Annotated in this window: 21 protein-coding genes and 1 pseudogene; all 22 read left to right on the top strand. The window is 42.6% G+C overall.

Annotated elements, in window-relative coordinates; translation table 11 throughout:
• Window positions 1-27 precede the first annotated feature (27 nt).
• The 22 genes and pseudogenes from ODOSP_RS11830 (at window position 28) to rplV (ending at window position 23,166) form a co-directional block, all read left to right on the top strand.
• Window positions 28-3,330 carry a SusC/RagA family TonB-linked outer membrane protein gene (locus ODOSP_RS11830; protein WP_013612539.1) on the top strand — a complete coding sequence of 1,101 codons (3,303 nt, stop codon included), beginning with the start codon at window positions 28-30 and terminating at the stop codon, window positions 3,328-3,330.
• Between the two features lie 11 nt (window positions 3,331-3,341).
• Window positions 3,342-4,769, top strand: coding sequence for a RagB/SusD family nutrient uptake outer membrane protein (locus tag ODOSP_RS11825; protein WP_013612538.1), 1,428 nt, complete (start codon window positions 3,342-3,344; stop codon window positions 4,767-4,769).
• An 11-nt stretch (window positions 4,770-4,780) separates the two neighbouring features.
• On the top strand, window positions 4,781-5,491 hold the full coding sequence (locus ODOSP_RS11820; RefSeq protein ID WP_013612537.1) for a DUF4843 domain-containing protein: 711 nt from the start codon (window positions 4,781-4,783) through the stop codon (window positions 5,489-5,491).
• An 11-nt stretch (window positions 5,492-5,502) separates the two neighbouring features.
• On the top strand, window positions 5,503-7,068 hold the full coding sequence (locus ODOSP_RS11815; RefSeq protein ID WP_013612536.1) for a PKD-like family lipoprotein: 1,566 nt from the start codon (window positions 5,503-5,505) through the stop codon (window positions 7,066-7,068).
• Window positions 7,069-7,072: 4 nt separating this feature from the next.
• Window positions 7,073-8,287, top strand: a complete 1,215-nt coding sequence (locus tag ODOSP_RS18850) for a thioredoxin family protein (protein WP_157741847.1) — start codon at window positions 7,073-7,075, stop codon at window positions 8,285-8,287.
• A gap of 254 nt (window positions 8,288-8,541) precedes the next feature.
• Window positions 8,542-9,087: an RNA polymerase sigma factor gene (locus ODOSP_RS11805; protein WP_013612534.1), complete on the top strand. Its 546-nt coding sequence runs from the start codon at window positions 8,542-8,544 to the stop codon at window positions 9,085-9,087.
• 132 nt (window positions 9,088-9,219) lie between these two features.
• Entirely contained in the window at window positions 9,220-10,389 is a 1,170-nt protein-coding gene (locus ODOSP_RS11800) for a FecR family protein (protein WP_013612533.1), read from the top strand.
• Between the two features lie 145 nt (window positions 10,390-10,534).
• Window positions 10,535-11,892 (top strand): annotated as a pseudogene (locus ODOSP_RS11795) (transposase).
• Between the two features lie 192 nt (window positions 11,893-12,084).
• The gene (locus ODOSP_RS11790) at window positions 12,085-12,429 is read left to right on the top strand and encodes a hypothetical protein (RefSeq protein WP_041556743.1); all 345 of its coding nucleotides are present in this window, start codon (window positions 12,085-12,087) and stop codon (window positions 12,427-12,429) included.
• 11 nt (window positions 12,430-12,440) lie between these two features.
• Complete coding sequence (locus ODOSP_RS11785; RefSeq protein ID WP_013612530.1) at window positions 12,441-13,868, top strand: RagB/SusD family nutrient uptake outer membrane protein; 1,428 nt, start codon at window positions 12,441-12,443, stop codon at window positions 13,866-13,868.
• Window positions 13,869-13,878: 10 nt separating this feature from the next.
• Window positions 13,879-14,622 (top strand): DUF4843 domain-containing protein, encoded by a 744-nt coding sequence (locus ODOSP_RS11780; protein WP_013612529.1) that lies wholly within the window; start codon window positions 13,879-13,881, stop codon window positions 14,620-14,622.
• 10 nt (window positions 14,623-14,632) lie between these two features.
• Window positions 14,633-16,189, top strand: a complete 1,557-nt coding sequence (locus tag ODOSP_RS11775) for a PKD-like family lipoprotein (RefSeq protein WP_157741846.1) — start codon at window positions 14,633-14,635, stop codon at window positions 16,187-16,189.
• Window positions 16,190-16,468: 279 nt separating this feature from the next.
• Window positions 16,469-16,882, top strand: a complete 414-nt coding sequence (rpsL, locus tag ODOSP_RS11770; RefSeq protein ID WP_013612527.1) for a 30S ribosomal protein S12 — start codon at window positions 16,469-16,471, stop codon at window positions 16,880-16,882.
• A gap of 123 nt (window positions 16,883-17,005) precedes the next feature.
• Complete coding sequence (gene rpsG / locus ODOSP_RS11765; protein WP_013612526.1) at window positions 17,006-17,485, top strand: 30S ribosomal protein S7; 480 nt, start codon at window positions 17,006-17,008, stop codon at window positions 17,483-17,485.
• 18 nt (window positions 17,486-17,503) lie between these two features.
• Entirely contained in the window at window positions 17,504-19,606 is a 2,103-nt protein-coding gene (gene fusA / locus ODOSP_RS11760) for an elongation factor G (protein WP_013612525.1), read from the top strand.
• 60 nt (window positions 19,607-19,666) lie between these two features.
• Complete coding sequence (rpsJ, locus tag ODOSP_RS11755) at window positions 19,667-19,972, top strand: 30S ribosomal protein S10 (RefSeq protein WP_013612524.1); 306 nt, start codon at window positions 19,667-19,669, stop codon at window positions 19,970-19,972.
• 54 nt (window positions 19,973-20,026) lie between these two features.
• Window positions 20,027-20,650 (top strand): 50S ribosomal protein L3, encoded by a 624-nt coding sequence (gene rplC, locus ODOSP_RS11750; RefSeq protein WP_013612523.1) that lies wholly within the window; start codon window positions 20,027-20,029, stop codon window positions 20,648-20,650.
• Entirely contained in the window at window positions 20,650-21,285 is a 636-nt protein-coding gene (gene rplD, locus ODOSP_RS11745) for a 50S ribosomal protein L4 (RefSeq protein WP_013612522.1), read from the top strand. Before rplC ends, rplD begins: the two co-directional genes overlap by 1 nt.
• An 11-nt stretch (window positions 21,286-21,296) precedes the next feature.
• Window positions 21,297-21,587, top strand: coding sequence for a 50S ribosomal protein L23 (gene rplW / locus ODOSP_RS11740; RefSeq protein WP_013612521.1), 291 nt, complete (start codon window positions 21,297-21,299; stop codon window positions 21,585-21,587).
• A gap of 5 nt (window positions 21,588-21,592) precedes the next feature.
• A complete protein-coding gene (rplB, locus tag ODOSP_RS11735) occupies window positions 21,593-22,417 on the top strand; it encodes a 50S ribosomal protein L2 (protein ID WP_013612520.1) in 825 nt (274 codons plus the stop codon).
• 19 nt (window positions 22,418-22,436) lie between these two features.
• Window positions 22,437-22,706: a 30S ribosomal protein S19 gene (rpsS, locus tag ODOSP_RS11730; protein ID WP_013612519.1), complete on the top strand. Its 270-nt coding sequence runs from the start codon at window positions 22,437-22,439 to the stop codon at window positions 22,704-22,706.
• A gap of 37 nt (window positions 22,707-22,743) precedes the next feature.
• Window positions 22,744-23,166, top strand: coding sequence for a 50S ribosomal protein L22 (gene rplV / locus ODOSP_RS11725; RefSeq protein ID WP_013612518.1), 423 nt, complete (start codon window positions 22,744-22,746; stop codon window positions 23,164-23,166).
• Window positions 23,167-23,168: the final 2 nt, after the last annotated feature.

Here is a 23,168-nt window from a genome sequence, read left to right as displayed (position 1 = left end):
CAAAGAAGATGGTTAAAAACGTATTTAATGATGAAGTTTTTAATCTTGTTTTTGTGTATTTCTTCTTTTCAGTTGTCTGCGAATGTGTATAGTCAGATCGCAAAGGTTTCTTTGGAGGTAAAGAATGCTTCATTGGAGCAGGTGATTCAGTTATTAGAGAAAGAATCGGGCTATATTTTTCTGTATGAGGATGCCCAAATCGAACAGGTACAGGATTTGGAACTGAACTTTAAAGATGAGGACCTGAAAGTGGTGTTGGACGAATGTTTGCAGAATTCCGGTCTGACTTATAAACTAATGAATCATACCATTGTGATTTCGCGTAAAAATATCAATGATCAGGTACGCATGACTCCCACAAAACTTTTGCTTCAAGGGATTGTGAAAGACGCAGATGGCCATGTATTGCCAGGTGTTGCCGTGGTATTGAAAGAAACGACGCTGGGTGTCGCTACGGATGTAGAAGGTCGGTTTACCATTGAATTACCTAAGGCCGACAGTATCGTTTTGGTATTTTCGTTTGTCGGTATGCAAACCAAAGAAGTAAAGTGGAGGGGAGAAAAAGAGCTGAATGTGGTATTGGAAGAGGCGATAGCTGAAATGGACGAGGTGGTGATTACCGGTTATTTCCAGCGGAAGAAAGATAGTTATACAGGAGCTGCCACTACGTTTTCGGGAGAGAAGTTGCGGGAGATTTCTACCGGAAATATTTTGTCGGCCTTATCGACGATAGACCCCTCTTTTAAATTGATGGAGGATATCACAGCAGGTAGTGATCCGAACCATATACCTGAATTTCAAATCCATGGCAGTGGCAATCTGAAGTCGGATTATGAGAATTCGCCTAATATGCCGACTTTTATTTTGGACGGTTTCGAGGTGTCGGCGGAAAAAATTTTCGACTTAGACCCTAATCGGGTATCGAGCATTACCGTGTTGAAGGATGCGGCGGCAACTGCTATATATGGTTCGCGGGCGGCGAACGGGGTTGTCGTTGTAGAGACTAAAGCTCCGGAGATGGGAGAATTGCGTGTTTCTTATCATTTTTCCGGTGATTTTAATTTTGCTGACCTGAGCGATTACAATCTGATGAATGCATCGGAAAAATTGGAGTATGAGCAATTGGCCGGACTTTATTCGCATCCGAATATCGGAATGAAGGAAGAATTGCAGGAGGCATACAATGAACGTTTGAAGTTGGTTCAGCAAGGGGTGAATACCGATTGGATGAAGAAACCGATTCATGCGCTTGGTTTCAGTCATAAGCATTCTTTGTTGTTGGAGGGGGGGGATGCCCGGTTGCGGTATGGATTAGACCTGAATTATCAGAATAAAACAGGTATAATGAAAGGTTCCGGGCGTCAAAATATCGGTATCGGCATTAAGTTGCAATATCGTTATAAGAATTTGCGGTTTATGAATAATTTAACGTATGATCATGTGAAACAGAAGGATTCTCCTTATGGCACATTTTCGGATTATACCTATATGAATCCGTATCTTTATCCGTATGATGAAAACGGTCATATCAAGCAGGTATTGAAAATCGGTGACGGGGAGGAATATGCATTGAATCCTTTGTATAATGCTTCATTGGGTACGAAGTTCGAGACTACCTATCAGAATTTTATTGACAATTTTTCCGTAGAATGGGATGTTTTAGAGGGATTAAAATTGAAGGCAGCCGTGTCATTGAATAAGAAGATGACGGTTGAAGACCGTTTTTTACCTGCCGGGCATAATTCTTTTTATGAAAAGGATTTGAAGGGCAGTTATGAGAAAAAAGTTACGGATGATTTCTCGTATGATGCGAATGTTATGGCTGCTTATACGAAAGAGGTGAACCGTCATTTATTCAATGCTACTTTTGTCTGGAATATCAAAGAAACGAAAAACGACTTGTTTACTACCACGGCTTATAATTTCCCGAATGACAAGATGGACCATATCGGTATGGGGGTAGAGTATCAGGACGGCGATAAACCGAGTGGTGATTATGAGGTCAGTCGTCTGATGGGTGTGGTAGGAAATTTTAATTATGGGTATGATAACCGCTATTTAGTAGACTTTTCGGTTCGTAGCGATGGATCTTCTGTATACGGTTCATCTAAGCGGTGGGGGACGTTCGGTTCTGTAGGTGTTGCCTGGAACCTGCACCATGAGAAATGGTTGGCTGAAAATCCGTATGTAAATGAATTGAAAATCCGCGGTTCGTGGGGGACAACCGGTGGTCAGAATTTCTACCCTTTCCAGGCGATGATGATGTATTCGTATAAGGAATCGGCTATTGACGGATTGACCTATGATGATTATATCGGGGCGTTATTGAAGGCTTTCGGTAATCCGGACCTGAAATGGCAGCAGACAGAAAAGTTGAATGTTGGGGTTGATTTTACTTTATTGAACAGTCGGTTGAGCGGTTATTTCAATATTTATAAGGATGTATCGAAATCGGTATTGATTGATGTGTTGCTGGCTCCGTCTGTCGGTTTTGCTTCTTATAAAGACAACCTGGGCGAGATAGAAAATAAGGGATTGGAATTAAATCTCCGGGGTGTTTTGCTAAAGGATGCTGACAGACGTATGCAGTGGGATGTGTTCTTTAATATTGTGAAGAATAAAAACCGGTTAATGAAGTTGAATGATGCACTGGCAGCTTATAACAAATCCCAGGATGATGAAATGAATGGGGAGATAGAGGAGGGGAAAACCAGAGCTCCCATGGTGCGTTATCAGGAAGGTAAATCCATCAATATGATTTGGGCGAACGAGTCCATAGGTATCGACCCTAATACGGGAGAAGAAGTATTTATTGCGCTGAATGGCGATAAAGTCAATAAATGGAGTACGGATAATTATAAACCGTTAGGATGCAGCGACCCGAAATTTGAAGGGAATTTCGGAACGATGTTTATGTATAAGGGTTTTCAGCTGAATGCTTATTTCCGTTACAGCTATGGTGCTGATGTGTATAATCAGACGTTAGTGGATAAGGTGGAAAACGTAGACCCGAAGGAGAATGCAGATCGCCGGGTGTTATACGATCGTTGGAAAACGCCGGGCGATGTGGCAAAATTCAAAGCCATCAGCAATACGGAGGCGACCATGCCGACCTCCCGTTTTATCGAGCAGGAGAATTACATTACCTTGTCGTCATTGAATCTTTCTTATCAGTTTGATGCGGGGCGTCTGCGGCATTATGGGATTGAGCGTCTGAAACTGTCGTTAATCGGTAATGATGTATTTCGCGCCTCGACGGTTAAAATGGAACGGGGTACCTCCTATCCGTTTGCCCGGAATTATTCTGTAGCTTTACAAGTAACCTTTTAATTAAGAAGCAAATGAAAAAGTTAATATATTTACCGGTATGTTTGGGGATGCTGTTTTTTTCCGCCGCCTGTGAGAATTGGTTTGACGTGTCTCCGAAATCGGATGTGAAGGCGGAAGATTTGTTCCAACAGGAAAGCGGTTTTCGGGATGTGTTGACAGGTGTCTATTCGTTGATGTCTGCTCCCGAAAGTTACGGACGTCAGCTTTCATTCGGCTATGTGGATGTGCTGGCGCAGTATTATAATATTTCCGGGAATACCCACCGGTATATCAAGACGAAAGATTATCTTTACAGGGAGCCTTATGATAAGGAGGTCTTATCTACGATTTGGAGCCGGCAATACAAGGGCATTGCCAATTTGAATGCTATGCTGATGTTTATCGATGAGCAACGGGGGGTATTTTCGGGTGATGAGGTGTATCGTATCTATAAGGGAGAAATTTTAGCTTTGCGCGGTATGCTTCATTTTGATATGTTGCGGTTGTTTTCCGCCTCTCCGGCAATAGACAAGGAGCGAAAAGCCATCCCTTATCTGGAGTCGTATACTAATCTGCCGCAGCATCAGCTGACGGTGGGAGCTGTTTTGGAGAAGGTCGTGAAAGATTTGAACGCGGCACGTGAATTGATGCGGGAGGTTGACCCCTATGGGCCGAATTATGCGAAACTGGAATCTTTGTATCGGAATCATCCGTTGTTGCGGAACCGGCAAAAGCATTTGAATTATTATGCCGTGACGGCTTTGCTGGCCCGGGTGCAACTGTATGCCGGCAATTTACCGGATGCTTTGGAAGCTGCCCGGGAGATTGTGGGAGAGCCGGGAAGTGAACCCGTCGCACCGTTTTCACTTACTACTGCGGCTGCAACCGATGAGCGTTTATTCGACAGTGAGTTGTTGTTTGCTTTGGAGGAAGGGAAAATGCAGGATAATATCGATGTTTATTTCGGGGAGTCGGTTATAAAAAACGGTATTACTAATAGTTCCACAGCTTTAAGTATCAGTATCAATAACCGGAACAAATTGTTTGCACAGCAAGATCCGGCGGATGATGATTATCGGTTGAAGTTGTGGTTTCAGGAAACCAATTCTGCTACTGCCGTCATGCCGGGGAAGTATGTCAATGTGGGTTGTATCCCTTTGATTCGTTTGTCTGAATTGTATTACATTGCTGCTGAATGTTCGGCCAATCAGGGATTAGCTTATCTGAATACTTTACGTGCCCATCGGGGATTGGCTGCGATGACAGAGGTCACTGACCTGCAAGCGGAGATTGCCAAGGAGTATAGCAAGGAGTTTATGTGTGAAGGGCAGATGTTTTACTACTATAAGCGTTTAGGACTGAAACGTATCGGGGTTTACCGGACGGTAGCGATTGAGCCGGAAGAGGTGTATGTGATACCCTTGCCGGATGATGAATTGGATTTTGGTTTAATAGAATAAAAATGCGGATTATGAAATATTTATATACGATAGTTATGGCAATGCTGGTGTTGGCATCTTGTTCGGAAAACGAACGTATGGTGTATACGGACACGCCTGGCATTTATTTCCCGGATTATGTAGTGGGGGCAGATAGTTTGGTGTATTCTTTTCGAATGAAAGACACGGACCGGGATACGATTCAGATTCATGTCAAGTTGTTGGGAGATTTGTTGGATGAGGCGGGGGAGTATGAAGTCATTGTTTCGGAAAATTCCTCGGCGGTGGCCGGAAAACATTATGAAACGCTGCAGCATCGGTTTACTTATGAAGCTGATAAATCGGTTTCTTCTTTTCCGGTGGTGGTAATGAAACCCGGAGCGGAATTGGATGAGGCAACTGTGATGCTGGAATTGTCGTTGAAAGCGACGGAAAGTTTATCGTTAGGGTATCCTGATCGGGTAAATATGCGTCTGATGATAACCAATCAATTGGTGAAACCTGCTTATTGGGATATGCCATTAGCTCTCTATTTCGGGGAGTATTCAAAAGTGAAGCATCAGCGTTGCATTTTACTTATGGGACATGATTTTCCTTTAACAAAGGAAGAGTTGATAGGATGGGGCGGATTGAATTATTACAGTTATTGGATGCAGCAGGGGCGTGTCGTGTGTGAGTATTATGCAACTCATACGGAATATGATGAAGATGGTAATTTGATTACAGTGTGGAATCCTTTCTAATTTGATGTATTATGATGAAAGTAATAAAATATATAGGAGTGGTATGCATGTTGTCTGTTTTGGCAGGATGTGTGGATGACAAAACGATTGATGAATTCAAGGTGTTGAATCAGGTCACGATAGAGGGGTTACAAGAGCGGTATTCTGTATTGTTATATAATCGTTTACAATGTACGCCGGTCATCCGGACTTCTCAAAATGACGAGAGTAATTTGTCCTACGTTTGGTATGCTTATACTACGACTACCCGTAATGAAGCAGACACATTAGGTCGGGAAAGGGAGTTGGATGTATTGGCAGAACCGTCCATTCTCACCCCTGGGGAAGCCTATACCCTGGCGTTGAAGGTAACAGATAATACAACCGGTGTTTTTTACCGGGAGGAAAGGGAACTTGAGGTGCGTACGCAGTTTACCAAAGGAACTGTTCTTTTGTGTGAAGAGAATGGTCTGGCGGAAGTTAATTTCATCCCAGATGATGAGAGTAATACGGTTCTTGAGGATGTATATGAAAGTGCCAATAAACAACTTTTGGGGAGAAATCCTACCCGGATATTCTCGGTGAATCCGAATGCTTATGCCACTTTTCTGAAACAGGAGTTGATTTTTTGCCGGGATGAAAACGGAGGTGTGGTGGCCAGTCCGCTTTCTTTTGAGAAAATCAAGACGATGAGGGAAGCCTGTGACCATCACTTCGAGGCATCGGAAATGAGTCCGGAATTGTATTATAAAGGGGGTATGATTGATTATATTATTGTGAATGGCATGGTTTGCAAGAGGGCTACTAATATGCAGGCAATCAATTGGGAACCGGGATTGGTATTGATGAACGAACCGCGGGAATATCAGGTAGCCCCCCATGTGTTGGCTGTCGGTTCTAATCCTGTGTTTTTCGATGAGCTGTACGGGCGTTTGATTGTGCACAATCCGTGGAATCAGGGGAGTCTGAAAACGTTTAGTAAAGCGGACAACGATCCGGGGATCTTTGATGGCAGCAATTTGGGGACGGGATTGGAGCTGAAATGCTGGGGTCCTCTTTCAGAAGCAAAGTTGGGAGCCTGGATGCTGTTGTTGAATAAAAAAGACGGCAAATACTGGATGTATAAGTTTTCTTTGTTGAATAACAGTTTCCGCAGCATCAGCAAGACGGAAGTCACTGCTGCTGTTGCACCTCATTTGCATGAAGCAATTGGATTTGCTGCGAATCCGGAATATGAGGATGTTTTGATGTACGCTACGGAAAATGCGGTCTATTCTTTTGCAGTAAATCAGTTGAATGCTTCTACAAGTTCATCATTGGAAGTTCTGCAAAAGGATATGCAGGCCATTGAAAATATGCAGGTAACCGGTATACAGTTTGTGGATATTACGGTGCCGGCTCCTACTGAGTCTGATCCTTCTGCAACTCGGATATCCCAACAGGTGCGTTTGGCTGTGCGGGATTTGAACCGTACGGAACGTCAGGGAGGGGTCGTATTCTACGAAGTGAATTCCACCGGTGGTATTCACTTGGACAGTGTGTTCAAAAAGACGGGTTTCTGTGATAAAGTCATCGATATTAACGAAAAATATGAGTAACGGAATGAAAAGGGTTTTAGCGTTATTGTATTTTGGGGTCCTGGCTATGGGGAGTATATATGCGCAAGGCATTGAATTTTTTCATGGCACCTATGAGGAAGCACTTCAGAAAGCCCGGGCGGAAGGGAAGCAAATCTTTGTAGACGTTTACACCTCTTGGTGCGGCCCCTGTAAAATGATGGCCAAGAATGTTTTTACTCGTCAGGAGGTTGGTGACTATTATAACAATAAGTTTGTTTGTTTAAAATTGGATGCGGAAAAAGAAAGTTCTCACGCTTTTTTTAAGCACTATCAGGCGAACGGTTATCCTTCCTTTTTTTGGTTGGATGCCCGAGGTAATTTATTGGATACTCGTACGGGTTCTGTTTCTCCGGAAGATTTTATCCGATATGCCGAAGAAGCTGCCAAGTCTGATTTAAGTGCCCGGTTGGAAATTGCCCGGAAACGCTGGGAAAGCGGTGAACGCTCTTTGGAGTTGGTACAGGAATATGTGGTAGAACTCCTCCAACGGATACATCCTGACCAGGTAAAGGATTGTCTGTTAAGCTATTTTTCTACCCTTACGGAAGAGCAGTTGCAGCAGAAGGAGAACTATTTGCTGATGCGGGGATTTATGCGCATTCCGGAAGATAATATTGTTTTCGGCTTTTTGAATCGGTATCCGGATATTTATCAGGGGTATGAAAAGGGAGATGATTTTTGGGTGAATATGTATCGTATGATGGTGCGTGCCGGCTCTGCTAATCTGAAGAATCCAGAAAAATACCGAGCCCACCTTGAAATGGTTCGTAAGACAAAATCGTGTTATGCACCGATGTATTTGGAGATTCTGGATATGGAACGAACCTTGTTTGAGAAAAACTTCCAACAAGGTATGGCTTTGGCCAGGAAAGTAGCAGATAAATATGGCGATAAACATCCTTATTTGTATCGTCAGTTTTTTTATACACTCATTATTGCTGGTTTTTTTGACGATTCTGTAACAGATCCGGAATTAATTGAACAAGCCATCGGGATGGCGGGAAAGGCGTTGGAGCATAGTCCTTGTAAGGAGACGTTGCTTTATCTAGCTGCTGCTCATGCCAAAAGTGGGGATTATAAGAAAGCTTATGAACTGATGGCCAGCGAGCCTTTTTTCCCTGCTCCTGTCCTTTCTACGGCACTTTACCCTTATCTGCATCTTCATGCCATTCACGGGCAATATTTAGATAAAAAATAAGGAGAACGAACTAATGCTTTGAAGACGTGTTTTCAGGAGAAGGTATTTTCTGAAACACGTCTTTATTTAGGGATATTCGAAAAAGTTTGTCCAATCAGGTCGGACGAGGGTGCTCCCTATGTTTTAATTGTAATTTCATAATAGATGATAAAAATTTGGCTGGTACTGTTTTAATCTTTAATTTTGTTTGGCTATGAGCGGTTTATAGATCTGTGCCGCTGTATGAATTCTTTTATTAGAATCGTTTTTGTTTTATGTCTAAATATTTTAGAATCAGAGGAATAGAAGAAGATGAGATTTTCCGTAATTTGTTTATAGATTACTATCCATCTCTGATTTCTTTTGCTTTATATTATGTGGGAGACAAAACTATAGCTGAGGATCTGGTACAGGAAGTATTTGTGAAGCTTTGGGAAACCCGGGAACGTTGGAGTGCTGTCGGTGATTTTTCTGCTTATGTCTATCAGATGGTCCGTTTTAAGTGTTTTAATTATTTACGGGCTGAGAAAATAAGAAATGAAGCAACGCGTTCTTTTACAGAAGAGGTAGATATTACTGAAATCAATAATTATATAGCAGAAGAGACTTTCCGTTTGGTAATGAATTCAATGGAGGATTTGCCTCCTGCTTGCCGGACAGTGTTTTCTTTAACATTAGAAGGTTATAGTGCTAAAGAAATTGCAGAAAAATTAGATATTGCAGTAGAGACCGTAAAAAAGCAAAAGCAGATAGCCAGGAAAATTTTAAAGGAAAAATTTGGAAAATTATTTCTTTTTCTTCCTGCTGTCCTGTTTTCTTAATTCGTTTGTTTTCCGCTATTTACTTTTATCTATCCAACGGTAAGAGCATTTATTTTCACTTTTAACAATTTTCTTTTACCTCCTTTTTGTTTTTGAAGTGTCGTATAAGTGTAATGAATAAATAAAGCTTCTATGGCAGAGTTTAAAAATTATAAGGAAGTTGCTTTTTTATTGTCGAAAGCTGTCCAGGGACAGTTGACCGAAAAGGAGGAGGAAATGCTTGGAAAGTGGCGACAGGAATTTCCGGAGAATGAACTACTGTATCGTCGGGTTCTGACTTCGGAGTTTATCATTTCGAAAAGTAAACAATGGGAACAGGTGGATTTGGTGATGGCCTATCTAAAGGTACGGCAAAAATGTGAACATCGCTTGAGGCGAGCCCGGTTGTTTCAAGTGACTGCTGTTGCTGTTTCGGTATTGTTGCTGTTGGTTAGCGGGCTTTTTTATTTTGTACTGCGGGATAAAAGTGATCGGTATCCGCTCGGGCTGATGACTGAAAATATTTTACCTGGAAATGTGAAAGCGGAACTGATACTTGCCGATGGAGAGCGGATTTTGTTAGGGGGCCCGGGCGTGGATTCGGTATTGATACAACCTGGTGCTGAAATACACACTGCTAAAGAACGTTTGAGCTATATCGGCCGGCAACAGACCGGGAAAATTCAATATAATATTTTACAAATTCCGAGAGGCGGAGAGTATTCGGTGACTTTGCAGGATGGTACGGTTGTGAATCTGAATTCGGCTTCCGAATTACGTTATCCGGTGCGATTTACAGGTACTGAACGGAAAGTATTTTTGACAGGAGAGGCTTATTTTCAGGTAGCAAAAGATAAAGAACATCCTTTTGTCGTGGTCACCGGAGAGGCGGAGATAGAAGCATTGGGTACTAGTTTTAATATTTATTCTTATGAAGAGGAGAATCGGATCGAGACGACTCTTGTCGAAGGTGCTGTCCGCTTTGCTGTTGCCGATCAAACGGTTATTTTGATGCCGGGTGAACAGGGGGTGGTTGGAACCGATGGTAATTTGGAAAAAAAGAAAGTAGATGTTTTCCCTTACATTGCGTGGAAAGAGGGAAAGTTCGTGTTTAGAAAACGCTCTCTGGAAGAGGTTATGCATATTATTTCACGTTGGTATAATGTAGAGGCGGTATTTCAAAATGAATCCTTGAAAAAAGTGTCGTTTTCCGGGAATCTGAAACGGTATGATGACTTTGAACATATTGTCAGTATGCTGGAAATGACAGGAGGAATCCGGTTCAAGGTGGAAGGGAGAAAGATCTTTATAACCGAAAAATAAACAGGGACATTCAGTAAATACTATAAAATCAGCCAACTAATTCATACATAAAATATTGCGAATTAGTTGGCTTTTTTGTATCTTTAGGTATTCCCCCGCAAATAAGGTTTGGCAGCCAAAACGGGGGAAATACCCTGACTAAGATATGGCTAAGATACAAAATATTTCAGAAATTCACCCTACTTTGGGGTTTACAGAATTTGATATTCTGGAAAGATACCGCAAAAGTTTTCATGAGAGTGAGCTTGGCAGGCTTCATTCGGTATTTCCATTTGAGCATATAGCAAAGACTGTGGGCTTGTCGGACCAGCATCTGGGGCGCAGGAATATATTCAGTCCCTGCGCAAAGATTGCCCTTATGGTCCTGAAGGCATACACCGGATTCTCTGACAGGCAGCTGGTGGAACATCTGAACGGGAACATACACTACCAGATGTTCTGCTGGATTATGATAAATCCGTCCTTCCCCATAACCAACTACAAGATAGTCAGTGCTATCCGCAATGAGATAGCGTCCCGTCTTGATATTGATTCCCTCCAGGAAGTGCTGGCTTCACACTGGAAACCCTATCTTGACAGCCTTCACATCTGTATGACCGATGCCACATGCTATGAAAGCCATATGCGTTATCCTACTGACATGAAACTCCTTTGGGAAAGCCTTGAATGGCTCTATAGATATATCTGCAGGCATTGTGTGGAACCTGGCATAAGACGTCCCCGCAACAAATACAGGAATGTAGCGGAGTCCTATCTGTCCTACTGCAAGAAAAGAAAAGGAAGGCTTCGAGGACAAAAATGCTCAGGCGTCGTATGATCAGGCTTCTTGAAAAGCTCCTCATACAGAGGGATGAGATTCATCGAGAGTACGGAACCTTACTCCGCTATACCCAGGATTACCAGAAACGTCTTTCCATCATCAGAAAGGTTCTTGTACAGGAAAAGGAAATGTTTGTAGGGAAGAAGGTCAGGGACCGCATCGTCAGCATTGACCGTCATTATGTACGTCCCATTGTAAGAGGCAAGGAAACAAAGTCCGTCGAGTTCGGTGCGAAGGTCAACAACATACAGATAGACGGCATATCGTTCATCGAACATCTTTCGTTCAAGGCTTTCAACGAAGGTATACGCCTGAAGGACTGCATCCGCATGCAGCAGAAGCTCATGAATGTGAGGATAAGATGCGTGGCTGCCGATTCCATATATGCCAATAATGCCAACAGAAAGTTCTGTACAAAATATGGAATATCCACATCCTTTGTACGCAAGGGAAGGGCGGCCAGGGATGAATCCTTGAGAAAGGTTCTCAGAAGTGAACTCTCCAAAGAAAGGGCCACCAGGCTTGAAGGCAGCTTCGGCACTCAAAAGCAACATTACTCACTCTCAAGGATAAAGGCACGGAACAGGAAAACGGAAATCCTTTGGATTTTCTTTGGAATACATACGGCAAATGCCATACTGATGATAGATAAGGTCAGGAACAGAGCGCTGAAAGCAGCATGATATGATTTTAACGAAAAAATCAGAAGAGGTCGTCAGACTTCTTCCGGAACGTCATGTCCTGCCTATAAGAGTATATGGGAAAATACAGAAAAATGACAATAAAAATGACATATGAAGTGATTATACTGGGGCATCTTCATATGCCATTGTATTTTATAGGGACATTTACTGAATATCCCTACTTATAATAAAGTGGAGAATATTTCGTTGGCTGGCTTGAAAAGCAATCAGGACAAACGCGCTTTGCATGACCGTTGGCAAAAACCGGGGGATCATGCTAAGTTTAAAGGAATTTCACTAACCGAAACGACACCCATCTCTTCACGTTTTGTATTGCGGGAGAATTATATCAAGGCCGAATCCATATCGGTCGGTTATGATTTTGAATCGCAAGCAGTACAGAAACTGGGAATCCAGTCTTTGCGTTTACAAGCGAATACGACGGATTTATTCCGTATTTCTTCGATCAAGGAGGAGCGGGGAATTGAGTATCCGTTTGCCCGTTCGTTCTCGTTTTCATTGTCTGCAATGTTCTAAAAATGGAAGTTATGAATAGAAAATATATATTGATAGGATTACTTGTTTGTATAACGGGTATATTTTCGGGATGTCACTCTTGGTTGGATGTGCAGCCGGAAGATCAGGTGACCGACGGGCAGCTGTTCAGTACGGAATCAGGGTTTCGCACTGCTCTGAATGGAATTTATGTGGAATTGAGCAATAATGCGCTTTATGGAGGTGAATTATCGGTAGATGCCGTAGAGATTTTAGCGCAACGGTATGATTTTTCGGGGAATACGACAAATGCTTATCGGTTGGGAACATATAATTATACCATAGATTATGCGAAGAGTAAGTTCGCTGCAGTGTGGGAGAAAGCCTATTCGCTGATTGCCAATTGTAATAAATTATTGGAATATGCGGAAAAAAATGAGGAAGTGTTGACAGGAAAAATGCGGAAAATGATTATCGGTGAGGCGATGGCACTTCGTGCTTTTCTGCATTTTGATATGTTACGTTTGTTTGGACCGGTATATGCTACCAATAAAGCCGATTTGTCTATTCCTTATAATACGGTATATTCAATTTCGGCAACCTCCCTTTTACCGGCTACTCAGGTTGTGGAGAAAGTACTGAAAGATTTGGATGAGGCGGAACGTTTGTTAGGTGAGTCTGATCCGATTATTGAAGAAGGACCGCAAAACCAGGATTCGGAAGATGGGTTGAATTATTATACTTATCGTACACAACGCTTGAACTATTATGCGGTAAAAGCTTTAAAAGCAAGGGTATATTTATGGGCGGACAATAAGGCGGAAGCTTATCGGGAAGCAAAAGCCGTGACAGCTGTACAAGAACAATGGTTCCCTTGGACCGAACGCCGGGAGATTATGGATAATACGAGAAATCCGGACAGGATCTTTTCTTCAGAATTGTTGTTTGCAGCTTATTATAATGCACGTGAAGAGATTTTTACGAATTATTTCAGTCCCACTCTGGAGCCTGCACAAGTGTATTCACCTAAAAAACATATCGATGATTTATTTACTTGGGATTTGCTGGATTGGCGTAACAGACCGATTTGGTTGGAAGGCACTACCCGGGACTACAGGTGTTTCCATAAGTATGAAGACGTGTCGTCGACTGAGGTATGGACTAAGTTGATCCCTTTGATTCGGATGACGGAAATGTATTACATTATTGCAGAGACAGCCACGGATGAGACGGAGGCGTTGGATGCGCTGAATACCGTATTGTTTAATAGGGGAGTGAAAGAATTGGAGGATAAAACACAATTGGCCGGAATGCTTCGGGACGAATACAGGAGAGAATTTTTTGGAGAAGGACAGTTGTTTTTTTATTATAAGCGTTTGAATGTAAAAGTATTACATTCTTATTCGGAAAATGCCGACCTGGATATGGATGCAGCAAAATACGTCGTCCCGTTGCCATTAAGTGAAACCGATTTTCGTTAAAAGATGAGTTATGAAAAAGAATGTTATTTTTATATTGCTTTTGACAATATTGAGCAGTTGTAAATCAGAATATGAGGAATATAGCGGTACTGATGCCATTTATCTGAATGAGATATCGGATACGGTACGTTTTTCTTTTACTTATGTCGACAGTGAATATGAAACACAGGCACAGGATATTCATCTGAAGGTGATAGGTAAGGTGGCAGATTACGATCGTCCGGTGAATATAAAATTTACACCGGTAAATGCGGTGGAAGGTGTGGATTTTGAACCGTTGGAGAAAGAGTATGTGGTTAAGAAGGGAGAGGTTTCTCTTGTGATTCCTGTAACTATGATCCGGACGAAAGCCTTACAAACGGAAGAAAAGGGAATTGATATGGAATTATTGCCTAACGGGCATTTTACAACTTATTACGATTATGGTTCCAGCGATTCGACCTCTTGGGTAAAGACGCAGCGGTTAAAGCTGATATTATTGTTTTCGGAATTTATGAATGAACCGCCTTCGCAGTGGAATCCATATATGTTCGGTGAATTTTCGGCGAAGAAGTTTGCTTTGATTTGCGATGAAATGGATATTCCACGGGAAGAGTTTAATAAAAAATCCGAGGAGGCGGGTTATATACTTTCCCGCATGGGGTATATCGGATCGTATATGAAAAAATATCTGGCCGACGAAAAAGCGGCGGGCCGGACTGTTTATGAAGAGGATGGTATTACGGAAATGACAATGGGACCACAGGCCCAATAAATGAAATATGATGAGAAAGAATGTATATTTAATTGTATGGTTGATGACTGTTATACTTTATTCGTGTTACGATGATAAAGGAAATTACAGTTATGAGGATATCGATGAGATTTCTATTGCAGGAATGCCGGACACACTGGTGACGGTATTTAAAAATACAGATACACTAAAAGTTGTTCCGGAGCTGAAACACACATTGGCTGCCGGAAGCGGAAAGTATGAGTATACTTGGGTGGCTGTCGCGAAAGAGAATAAAACCGGTAATGAGTTCGAATATGAGATTGGTAAAGAGAAAAATTTGAATTATTTTATCGATTTACCATTGGGAAAATACGCTGTTTATTTGAATGTGTTGGACCAAGAGACAGAAGTGACTTGGCGGCAACATTTCGACATGGAGGTGATTATTCAGACAACTGAAGGTTGGTTGGTGCTGTGCGACGAAAAGGGCGAAGTACGTTTGGATATGATCTCTAAATACGGTAACCAGGAATTAATGATTCGCAATTTGCTCGACGATTATGCCCTGCCGAATAAAAAGGGACCGAAAAGTATAGTGTTAAATATAACAGGATCGGGAGATAAAATCATATTGATGACTGAAACAGGGGCTTGTTATTTGGATCCGGAAAGTTTGGCTTGGGAAGAAGCATTCGATTTGAAGTACGACATGGGGAAAATACCGGGAGTATTTGTTCCGACTGCTATGATTTGTCTTGATCCGATGTATGGCTCCGGTACATATCCTTGTTCGGTATTGTTGACAACGACCGAAGTGTATTGTAAAACATCGGGAAGAATTATTTATGAATTACCGAGAAATAATGTAGCTGGAGAAGAGAAGACCTTTAAGGTTGCTCCCTTTATCATTACATCGGCAGATGGAGTATGGGGATATTATGAACCACCGGTTATCCTTTATGATACGGACAACAGACGGTTTGTACAACTGGGGCTTGCCTGGAATGAAACATCCTGCCGTATACCCCCGGTTGCAAATGAGGTTTTTCCCATGGTAACAGGAAAAGAGTTTGTTTATGCTGCTAATACCAGACATGATGGTAACAGCTCGTATGTTATTTTGCGTGATGATACCGGAAAATTGTGGTTGCACGGGTTCGGTAATTTGTGGTATAATTCTTTCTCTCAGTTGAGTAATTATTATTACCGAATCGATGCTCCGGATATCGAACGTGCAGAATTGTTTGCTGTACACATGCATTATCGTTACCTCTTCTACGTTGTCGATAATATGATTTATCTGTACGATATGGCTTATAAAGAGTGGCGGAAACTGGATATATTGGACGGAGACGGGGAGAAAATAGATCTTTCCGGAGAGGAAATCACATTTATCAAATTTAACTGGTTCCAGTATGGTGAATACGGTAGGTTAGGATTGGATATGGAATACCGGTTGATCATCGGTTCGGACAAAGGTGGAGAGAATGGAGGTATGATTCGTATAGTGGATATTCCGGAGAGGATGAATGGAAAAGTGACCTTGTATAAAGAGTATAGCGGTTTTGCCAAACCGGTAGATATAGTTTATCGGGAAAGATATTGATGAGTGTGGCAGATAAGGTTGAGTGAACGAGGTTTCTTGTCCGTGTTTAGTTTAGAAAATCGCGATAAAGACATATTTCATCGCGATTTTCTTTTTCTTTTACCTGTTTCCGGCTTTCCGAAATCTTAAGGACTGGTGGGTTTGAATAGGTAACTTTCTGACAATCTTATCTTTTTTACAAAAAAAGTAGGAAGAACATTTGGTAGTTACTAGAATTGTAAGTACATTTGCACTCCATTTTGGAGAAAAGTATAATAATTTTAAAAGAGTACTTGTAAAATGCCTACTATTCAACAGTTAGTAAGAAAAGGAAGAGTAAAGATCGAGGACAAGAGTAAAGCTCCTGCTTTGGATTCTTGCCCACAGAGAAGAGGAGTTTGTGTACGTGTTTACACTACCACTCCGAAAAAACCGAACTCAGCCATGAGAAAGGTTGCCCGTGTTAGATTGACCAACGGAAAAGAAGTGAATGCTTATATTCCGGGAGAAGGCCACAACTTGCAGGAACACTCCATCGTGTTGATCCGTGGCGGTCGTGTGAAAGACCTTCCGGGTGTGCGTTACCACTTGGTTCGTGGTACTTTGGATGCTGCCGGTGTTGCCGGACGTTGCCAGGGACGTTCTAAGTATGGTGCGAAAAGACCGAAACCGGGTCAGGCTGCTGCTCCAGCTAAAGGAAAGGGCAAGAAATAAAAATTAGTGATTAACAGGAATTGTGTTTATGAAGCGTTCCCGAAAAACAGTTGAGTAAATGGTTGGGAAACCGTTGAAGACCAAAAAGGGCAGCTTGACGAACAAATTCGTAAACGAAAAGAAATGAGAAAGACTAAACCAAAGAAGAGAATCCTGTTACCGGATCCAAAATTCAACGATGTACTGGTGACGAGGTTTGTTAATGACCTGATGGTGGACGGTAAAAAGACTGTTGCGTTCAAAATCTTTTATGACGCACTGGATATCGTTGAGGAAAAAATGGCAAAAAAAGAAGAGAAATCTGCTCTGGAGATCTGGAAGCAGGCATTGGAGAATATTACTCCTCAGGTAGAAGTAAAGAGCCGCCGTGTCGGTGGTGCTACTTTCCAGGTGCCTACTGAAATTAATCCGGCCCGTAAAAGAGCGATCTCTGTAAAAAATATGATCCTTTACTCCCGCAAGAGAAGCGGACACAGCATGGCTGAAAAACTTTCTGCTGAAATTATGGCTGCCTACAAAGAGGAAGGTGCTGCTTTCAAAAAGAAAGAAGATACCCATCGTATGGCTGAAGCTAACCGGGCATTTGCACATTTCAGATTTTAATTTAGAGGCGAAAAATAGATGGCTAAGAGAGATTTACATTACACAAGAAATATCGGTATCATGGCTCACATCGATGCCGGTAAGACTACAACGACCGAACGTATCCTGTATTTCACCGGTGTGAACCATAAGATCGGGGAAACGCATGATGGTACTGCAACGATGGACTGGATGGTGCAGGAACAGGAGAGAGGTATTACCATCACTTCTGCTGCTACCACTTGTTTCTGGAAATATCAGGGAAACGAATATAAAATTAATATCATCGACACTCCGGGACACGTTGACTTCACGGTTGAAGTAGAGCGTTCTCTTCGTGTATTGGATGGTGCGGTTGCATTGTTCTGTGCAGTAGGTGGGGTTGAAGCACAGTCTGAAACCGTATGGCGTCAGGCAAACAAATATGGTGTTCCGAGAATTGCTTTCGTGAATAAAATGGACCGTTCCGGGGCCGATTTCTTCAAAGCAGTTCGTGAAATCAAAGAGAAATTAGGTGCAAATCCGGTTCCTTTGGTACTTCCGATCGGAGCGGAAGATAACTATCAGGGTATTATCGACCTGGTAGAAATGAAAGCTTATGTTTGGGAAAACGGTGCTATGGAAGCTACCGTGAAAGAAATTCCCGAAAATATGATGGCTGAAGCTCAGGAATGGAGAGAGAAATTGGTAGAAGCTGCTGCTGTGCAGGACGAAGCTTTGATGGAACGTTTCTTTGAAGATCCGGACTCTATCACAGTCGAAGACCTGAAAGCAGTGATTCGGAAGGCTGTGATCGCCATGGACTTCTGTCCGGTGATGTGCGGTTCTTCTTTCAAAAATAAAGGCGTGCAGAACCTGTTGGATGCTGTGATCGCTTATTTGCCGAACCCGTTGGATATTCCGAACAGTAAAGGTACTGATCCCCGGACAGGAGAAGATGTACATTTCCCTGTAGATCCGGAGGCTCCGCTGTCGGCACTGGCATTTAAGATCGCTACCGACCCGTTTGTCGGCCGTTTGTGCTATACCCGTATTTATTCTGGTAAGATCGAAGCCGGTTCGTATGTTTATAACCCGCGTACCGATAAAAAAGAACGTATTTCCCGTCTGTTCCAGATGCACTCTAACAAGCAACAGCCGAAAGAAGTACTGGAAGCCGGAGATATCTGCGCTTGCGTAGGTTTCAAAGATATCCGTACCGGAGATACCTTGTGTTCTGAAGATAAACCGATCGTACTGGAGAGTATGACTTTCCCGGAACCTGTGATCGGTATCGCTATCGAACCGCTGACTCAGAAAGATACGGATAAATTAGGTATGGCTTTGGCTAAATTGGCTGAAGAAGACCCGACCTTCCGCGTGAAAACTGATGAAGATTCAGGCCAGACCGTAATCAGCGGTATGGGTGAGCTTCACCTGGATATCATCCTCGACCGTTTGCGTCGTGAATTTAAAGTAGAATGTAACCAGGGAGCTCCTCAGGTATCTTACAAAGAAGCGATTACTGTACCTGTCGATCATCGTCATGTGTTCAAAAAACAGTCCGGTGGTCGTGGTAAGTTTGCAGATATTATTTTCCGTATGGAACCTGCAGAGGAAGGTAAAGAGGGCTTGACTTTTGTGAACGAAGTGAAAGGTGGTAATATTCCGAAGGAATTTATCCCGTCTGTAGAAAAAGGGTTCAAAGAAGCGATGCAGAACGGTGTTCTGGCAGGTTATGCTTTGGAAGCTTTGAAGATCACTTTGATCGATGGTTCTTTCCACCCTGTTGACTCTGATGCGTTGTCGTTCGAAATGGCTGCTAAAATCGGTTATAAAGAAGCTGCTCAGAAAGCAAAACCGGTATTGCTGGAACCGATTATGAAGCTGGAAGTAGTTACTCCCGAAGACTTTATGGGTGACATCATCGCTGACCTGAACCGTCGCCGGGGACAGGTAGAATCGATGGATTCCCGTATCGGTGCCCGTGTGATTACGGCAAAAGTTCCTTTGGCAGAACAATTCGGTTATGTGACTGTATTACGTACCCTGTCATCCGGACGTGCAAGTTCTTCTATGGAATTCGATCACTATGCCGAAGTTCCGAAGAATATTGCGAGAGAGGTGGTTGAAAAAGCGAACGGACGTGTGGATTTAATCTAAAAATTAATGTCGGAGAGGTCTCTGGCCTTTCCGACCGCTTAAATATAATAAACAAAAAACATGAGCCAAAAAATCAGAATTAAGTTAAAATCTTACGATCACAACTTGGTAGACAAGTCGGCTGAAAAGATTGTTAAGACAGTGAAGGCTACAGGTGCAGTGGTTAGTGGTCCGATTCCACTTCCTACCCACAAAGGAGTATTTACTGTTAACCGCTCTACTTTCGTAAATAAGAAGAGCCGTGAACAATTTTTATTATGTACTTTCAAACGTCTGATTGATATCTATAGTTCTACTACAGGTACCATCGATGCGCTGATGAAACTTGAATTACCCAGTGGTGTTGAAGTTGAGATTAAAGTGTAGTTAACGGCGAAACCCTATGTCGTTAAAATGAAGAATTAACCTATTAAAAAAGAAATGAAATTACCAGGTTTAATTGGAAAAAAAGTCGGAATGACTTCCGTTTTCAGTGTTGAGGGGAAAAGTATCCCATGCACTGTTATTGAATGCGGTCCATGTGTCGTAACTCAGGTGAAAACCATAGAAAAAGACGGTTACGAAGCACTTCAGTTGGGTTTTGATGAGAAAAAAGAAAAACACACAACGAAGCAGCTAAGTGGACATTTTAAGAAGGCTGGCACAACTCCGAAACGTAAACTCGTTGAGTTTGCAGGATTTGCCGAAGAACACAAGTTGGGAGATGTAATCGACGTGACCATACTGGAAGGTACTGCCTATGTCGATATCGTCGGTACCTCTAAAGGTAAAGGTTACCAGGGCGTTGTGAAACGTCACGGTTTCGGTGGAGTAGGACAAGCTACCCACGGTCAGCATAACCGTCTGAGAAAACCGGGATCTATCGGAGCATGTTCTACTCCGGCACGTGTTTTCAAAGGAATGCGTATGGGTGGCCGTATGGGCGGAGACCGGGTTACTGTAGAGAACTTGGAAGTTTTGAAGGTAATTCCTGAAAATAATTTGTTGTTGGTGAAGGGATCTGTTCCCGGATCTAAAGGTTCATACGTAATTATTCAGAAGTAATGGAGTTAAGTGTACTAAACATTGCCGGACAGGAAACCGGCAGAAAGATAGTGTTGGATGACGCTATTTTTGGAATTCAGCCTAATGAGCACGCTATCTACCTTGACGTAAAACAGTTCCTGGCCAACAACCGTCAGGGTACTCACAAGTCAAAACAGCGGAATGAAATTTCCGGAAGTACCAAAAAGCTGAAAAAGCAAAAAGGTACCGGAGGTGCTCGTGCAGGTAGTATTAAGAACCCTGAGTTCAGAGGAGGAGGTCGTATTTTTGGTCCCGTACCGAGAGATTACAGCTTCAAACTGAACAAGAAATTGAAAAAATTGGCTCGTAAATCAGCTTTGGCTGTAAAAGCAAGTGCAAATGCTGTAAAAGTCGTTGAAGACTTCACCTTCGAAGCTCCGAAGACCAAACAAATGGTTGCTTTGATGAACAACCTGCAGGTAAACAACGGTCGTCTGTTGTTGGTATTGGGTAACGGTGTGAACGAAAATGTACTTCTGTCTGCCCGTAACTTGCAGAATGTGGAAGTGATGAGAGTTAGCGACATCGCAACTTACAACGTAATGAAGGCTAAAAACCTTGTTTTAGTTGAAAGTTCTGTAGAGGGCCTTAACGAAATGTTCAATCTTAACTAAACCAAGAAGAGATGGAAATTATTATTAAGCCCGTTTTAACGGAAAAGATGACAGCTCTCACCGATAAACAGCGTAAAGTAGCTTTTATCGTAGCAAAAGAGGCAAATAAGATTGAGATAAAGAAAGCAGTTGAAGCCATGTATGGAGTGAACGTATTGGCTGTAAATACCCAGCGTTATCAGGGGACGGCTAAATCCCGTTATACCAAGGCCGGTGTAATCAGCGGACGTACCAACTCGTTCAAGAAAGCAATTGTGACTTTAGCAGAAGGTGATAGTATTGATTTTTTTAGCAATATTTAAATAAGATGGCTGTAAGAAAATTAAATCCTGTAACGCCTGGACAAAGAGGAAAGGTAGTGAATACTTTCGAACAGGTGACTACAGATAGACCTGAGAAATCATTGTTGAGACCCTACAGCAAAACCGGAGGTCGTAATAACACCGGTAAGATGACAATGAGATATATAGGTGGTGGTCATAAACGCAAATACAGAGTAATCGACTTCAAACGCGAGAAGGAAAATATACCTGCTAAAGTAGCAAGTATCGAATACGATCCGAACCGCACGGCCCGTATTGCCCTGTTAGTGTATGCAGATGGTGAAAAACGTTATATCGTTGCCCCGATCGGTTTGACTGTCGGTCAGACCATCGAGAGCGGTAAAGGAGTCGCTCCTGAAATCGGGAATACGCTGTATTTGTCTGAAATCCCATTGGGTACAATCATACATAACATTGAGTTACGTCCGGGACAAGGAGCTGTAATGGCCCGTAGCGCCGGTTCTTATGCTCAGTTAGTTGCAAGAGAAGGAAAATATGCTTCTATCAAATTGCCTTCAGGTGAGATCCGTATGGTGCTGGTTACCTGTAAAGCAACCGTAGGTACTGTATCTAATCCTGACCATTCTCTGGAACGTTCCGGTAAAGCAGGGCGTACCCGCTGGTTAGGCCGTCGTCCTCGTGTCCGTGGTGTTGTCATGAACCCGGTTGATCACCCGATGGGTGGTGGTGAAGGCCGTGCTTCCGGAGGTCTGCCCCGTTCAAGAAAAGGTTTGTTGGCTAAGGGCTTGAAGACCAGAGCACCGAAGAAGGCTTCTTCGAAGTATATTATTGAAAGAAGGAAAAAATAACTGATTAAAACTTGATGTTATGAGTCGTTCGTTAAAAAAAGGCCCTTTTATTGATGTAAAGCTGGAAAAGAGAATCCTGGCAATGAATGAGACCAACAAGAAATCGGTTGTTAAGACCTGGGCTCGTTACTCCATGATTTCTCCGGATTTCGTAGGGCATACAGTAGCTGTACACAACGGTAATAAATTTATCCCGGTATATGTGACCGAAAATATGGTTGGTCATAAATTGGGTGAATTTGCACCGACACGTACATTTAGAGGTCACGCTGACAAGAAGAAAAAATAATAGCGTGATGATGTTGAACAAATGAAGATTGTATAAAATGGGTGCAAGAAAAAGAATAAAAGCAAATCAGATGAAGGAAGCCAGAAAAACAAAGGCTTTCGCTGTGCTGCATGATTGTCCTTCATCACCTCAGAAAATGAGATTGGTGGCAGACCTTGTACGGGGTATGGACGTACAGAGGGCTTTGGATACACTGAAATTTTGTCCGAAAGAAGCTGCTCGTAAAGTGGAGAAACTCTTACTTTCAGCTATTGCAAACTGGAGCGTGAAAAACGAAGGCCAGCGCGTAGACGACGCTGCTTTGTATATCAAAGAAATCTTTGTGGATGGTGCGGGTATTCTGAAAAGACTGCGTCCGGCTCCACAGGGACGGGCTCACAGAATCCGTAAAAGATCCAATCACGTGACTATCGTGTTGGGAAGTAAAACCGCCGTTGTTGAAAACACTGTAAAAGAGTAAAG

It is taken from the genome of Odoribacter splanchnicus DSM 20712 (genome assembly GCF_000190535.1).
Classification (GTDB): Bacteria; Bacteroidota; Bacteroidia; order Bacteroidales; family Marinifilaceae; genus Odoribacter; species Odoribacter splanchnicus.
The sequence above is the reverse complement of the archived record's forward strand: the minus strand, read 5'-3'. Positions and strand labels throughout refer to the sequence as shown.

Coding starts and splice junctions, on each gene's coding strand:
- ODOSP_RS11815 (WP_013612536.1), top strand. CDS start 5,503: ATGATGAAAGTAATAAAATATATAGGAGTGGTATGCATGTTGTCTGTT.
- ODOSP_RS11825 (WP_013612538.1), top strand. CDS start 3,342: ATGAAAAAGTTAATATATTTACCGGTATGTTTGGGGATGCTGTTTTTT.
- rplB (WP_013612520.1), top strand. CDS start 21,593: ATGGCTGTAAGAAAATTAAATCCTGTAACGCCTGGACAAAGAGGAAAG.
- rplD (WP_013612522.1), top strand. CDS start 20,650: ATGGAGTTAAGTGTACTAAACATTGCCGGACAGGAAACCGGCAGAAAG.
- rplC (WP_013612523.1), top strand. CDS start 20,027: ATGAAATTACCAGGTTTAATTGGAAAAAAAGTCGGAATGACTTCCGTT.
- rpsL (WP_013612527.1), top strand. CDS start 16,469: ATGCCTACTATTCAACAGTTAGTAAGAAAAGGAAGAGTAAAGATCGAG.
- rplW (WP_013612521.1), top strand. CDS start 21,297: ATGGAAATTATTATTAAGCCCGTTTTAACGGAAAAGATGACAGCTCTC.
- rpsJ (WP_013612524.1), top strand. CDS start 19,667: ATGAGCCAAAAAATCAGAATTAAGTTAAAATCTTACGATCACAACTTG.
- ODOSP_RS11830 (WP_013612539.1), top strand. CDS start 28: ATGATGAAGTTTTTAATCTTGTTTTTGTGTATTTCTTCTTTTCAGTTG.
- ODOSP_RS11800 (WP_013612533.1), top strand. CDS start 9,220: ATGGCAGAGTTTAAAAATTATAAGGAAGTTGCTTTTTTATTGTCGAAA.
- ODOSP_RS11785 (WP_013612530.1), top strand. CDS start 12,441: ATGAATAGAAAATATATATTGATAGGATTACTTGTTTGTATAACGGGT.
- ODOSP_RS11820 (WP_013612537.1), top strand. CDS start 4,781: ATGAAATATTTATATACGATAGTTATGGCAATGCTGGTGTTGGCATCT.
- ODOSP_RS11775 (WP_157741846.1), top strand. CDS start 14,633: ATGAGAAAGAATGTATATTTAATTGTATGGTTGATGACTGTTATACTT.
- ODOSP_RS11805 (WP_013612534.1), top strand. CDS start 8,542: ATGTCTAAATATTTTAGAATCAGAGGAATAGAAGAAGATGAGATTTTC.
- fusA (WP_013612525.1), top strand. CDS start 17,504: ATGGCTAAGAGAGATTTACATTACACAAGAAATATCGGTATCATGGCT.
- rpsS (WP_013612519.1), top strand. CDS start 22,437: ATGAGTCGTTCGTTAAAAAAAGGCCCTTTTATTGATGTAAAGCTGGAA.
- rplV (WP_013612518.1), top strand. CDS start 22,744: ATGGGTGCAAGAAAAAGAATAAAAGCAAATCAGATGAAGGAAGCCAGA.
- rpsG (WP_013612526.1), top strand. CDS start 17,006: ATGAGAAAGACTAAACCAAAGAAGAGAATCCTGTTACCGGATCCAAAA.
- ODOSP_RS11780 (WP_013612529.1), top strand. CDS start 13,879: ATGAAAAAGAATGTTATTTTTATATTGCTTTTGACAATATTGAGCAGT.
- ODOSP_RS18850 (WP_157741847.1), top strand. CDS start 7,073: ATGAAAAGGGTTTTAGCGTTATTGTATTTTGGGGTCCTGGCTATGGGG.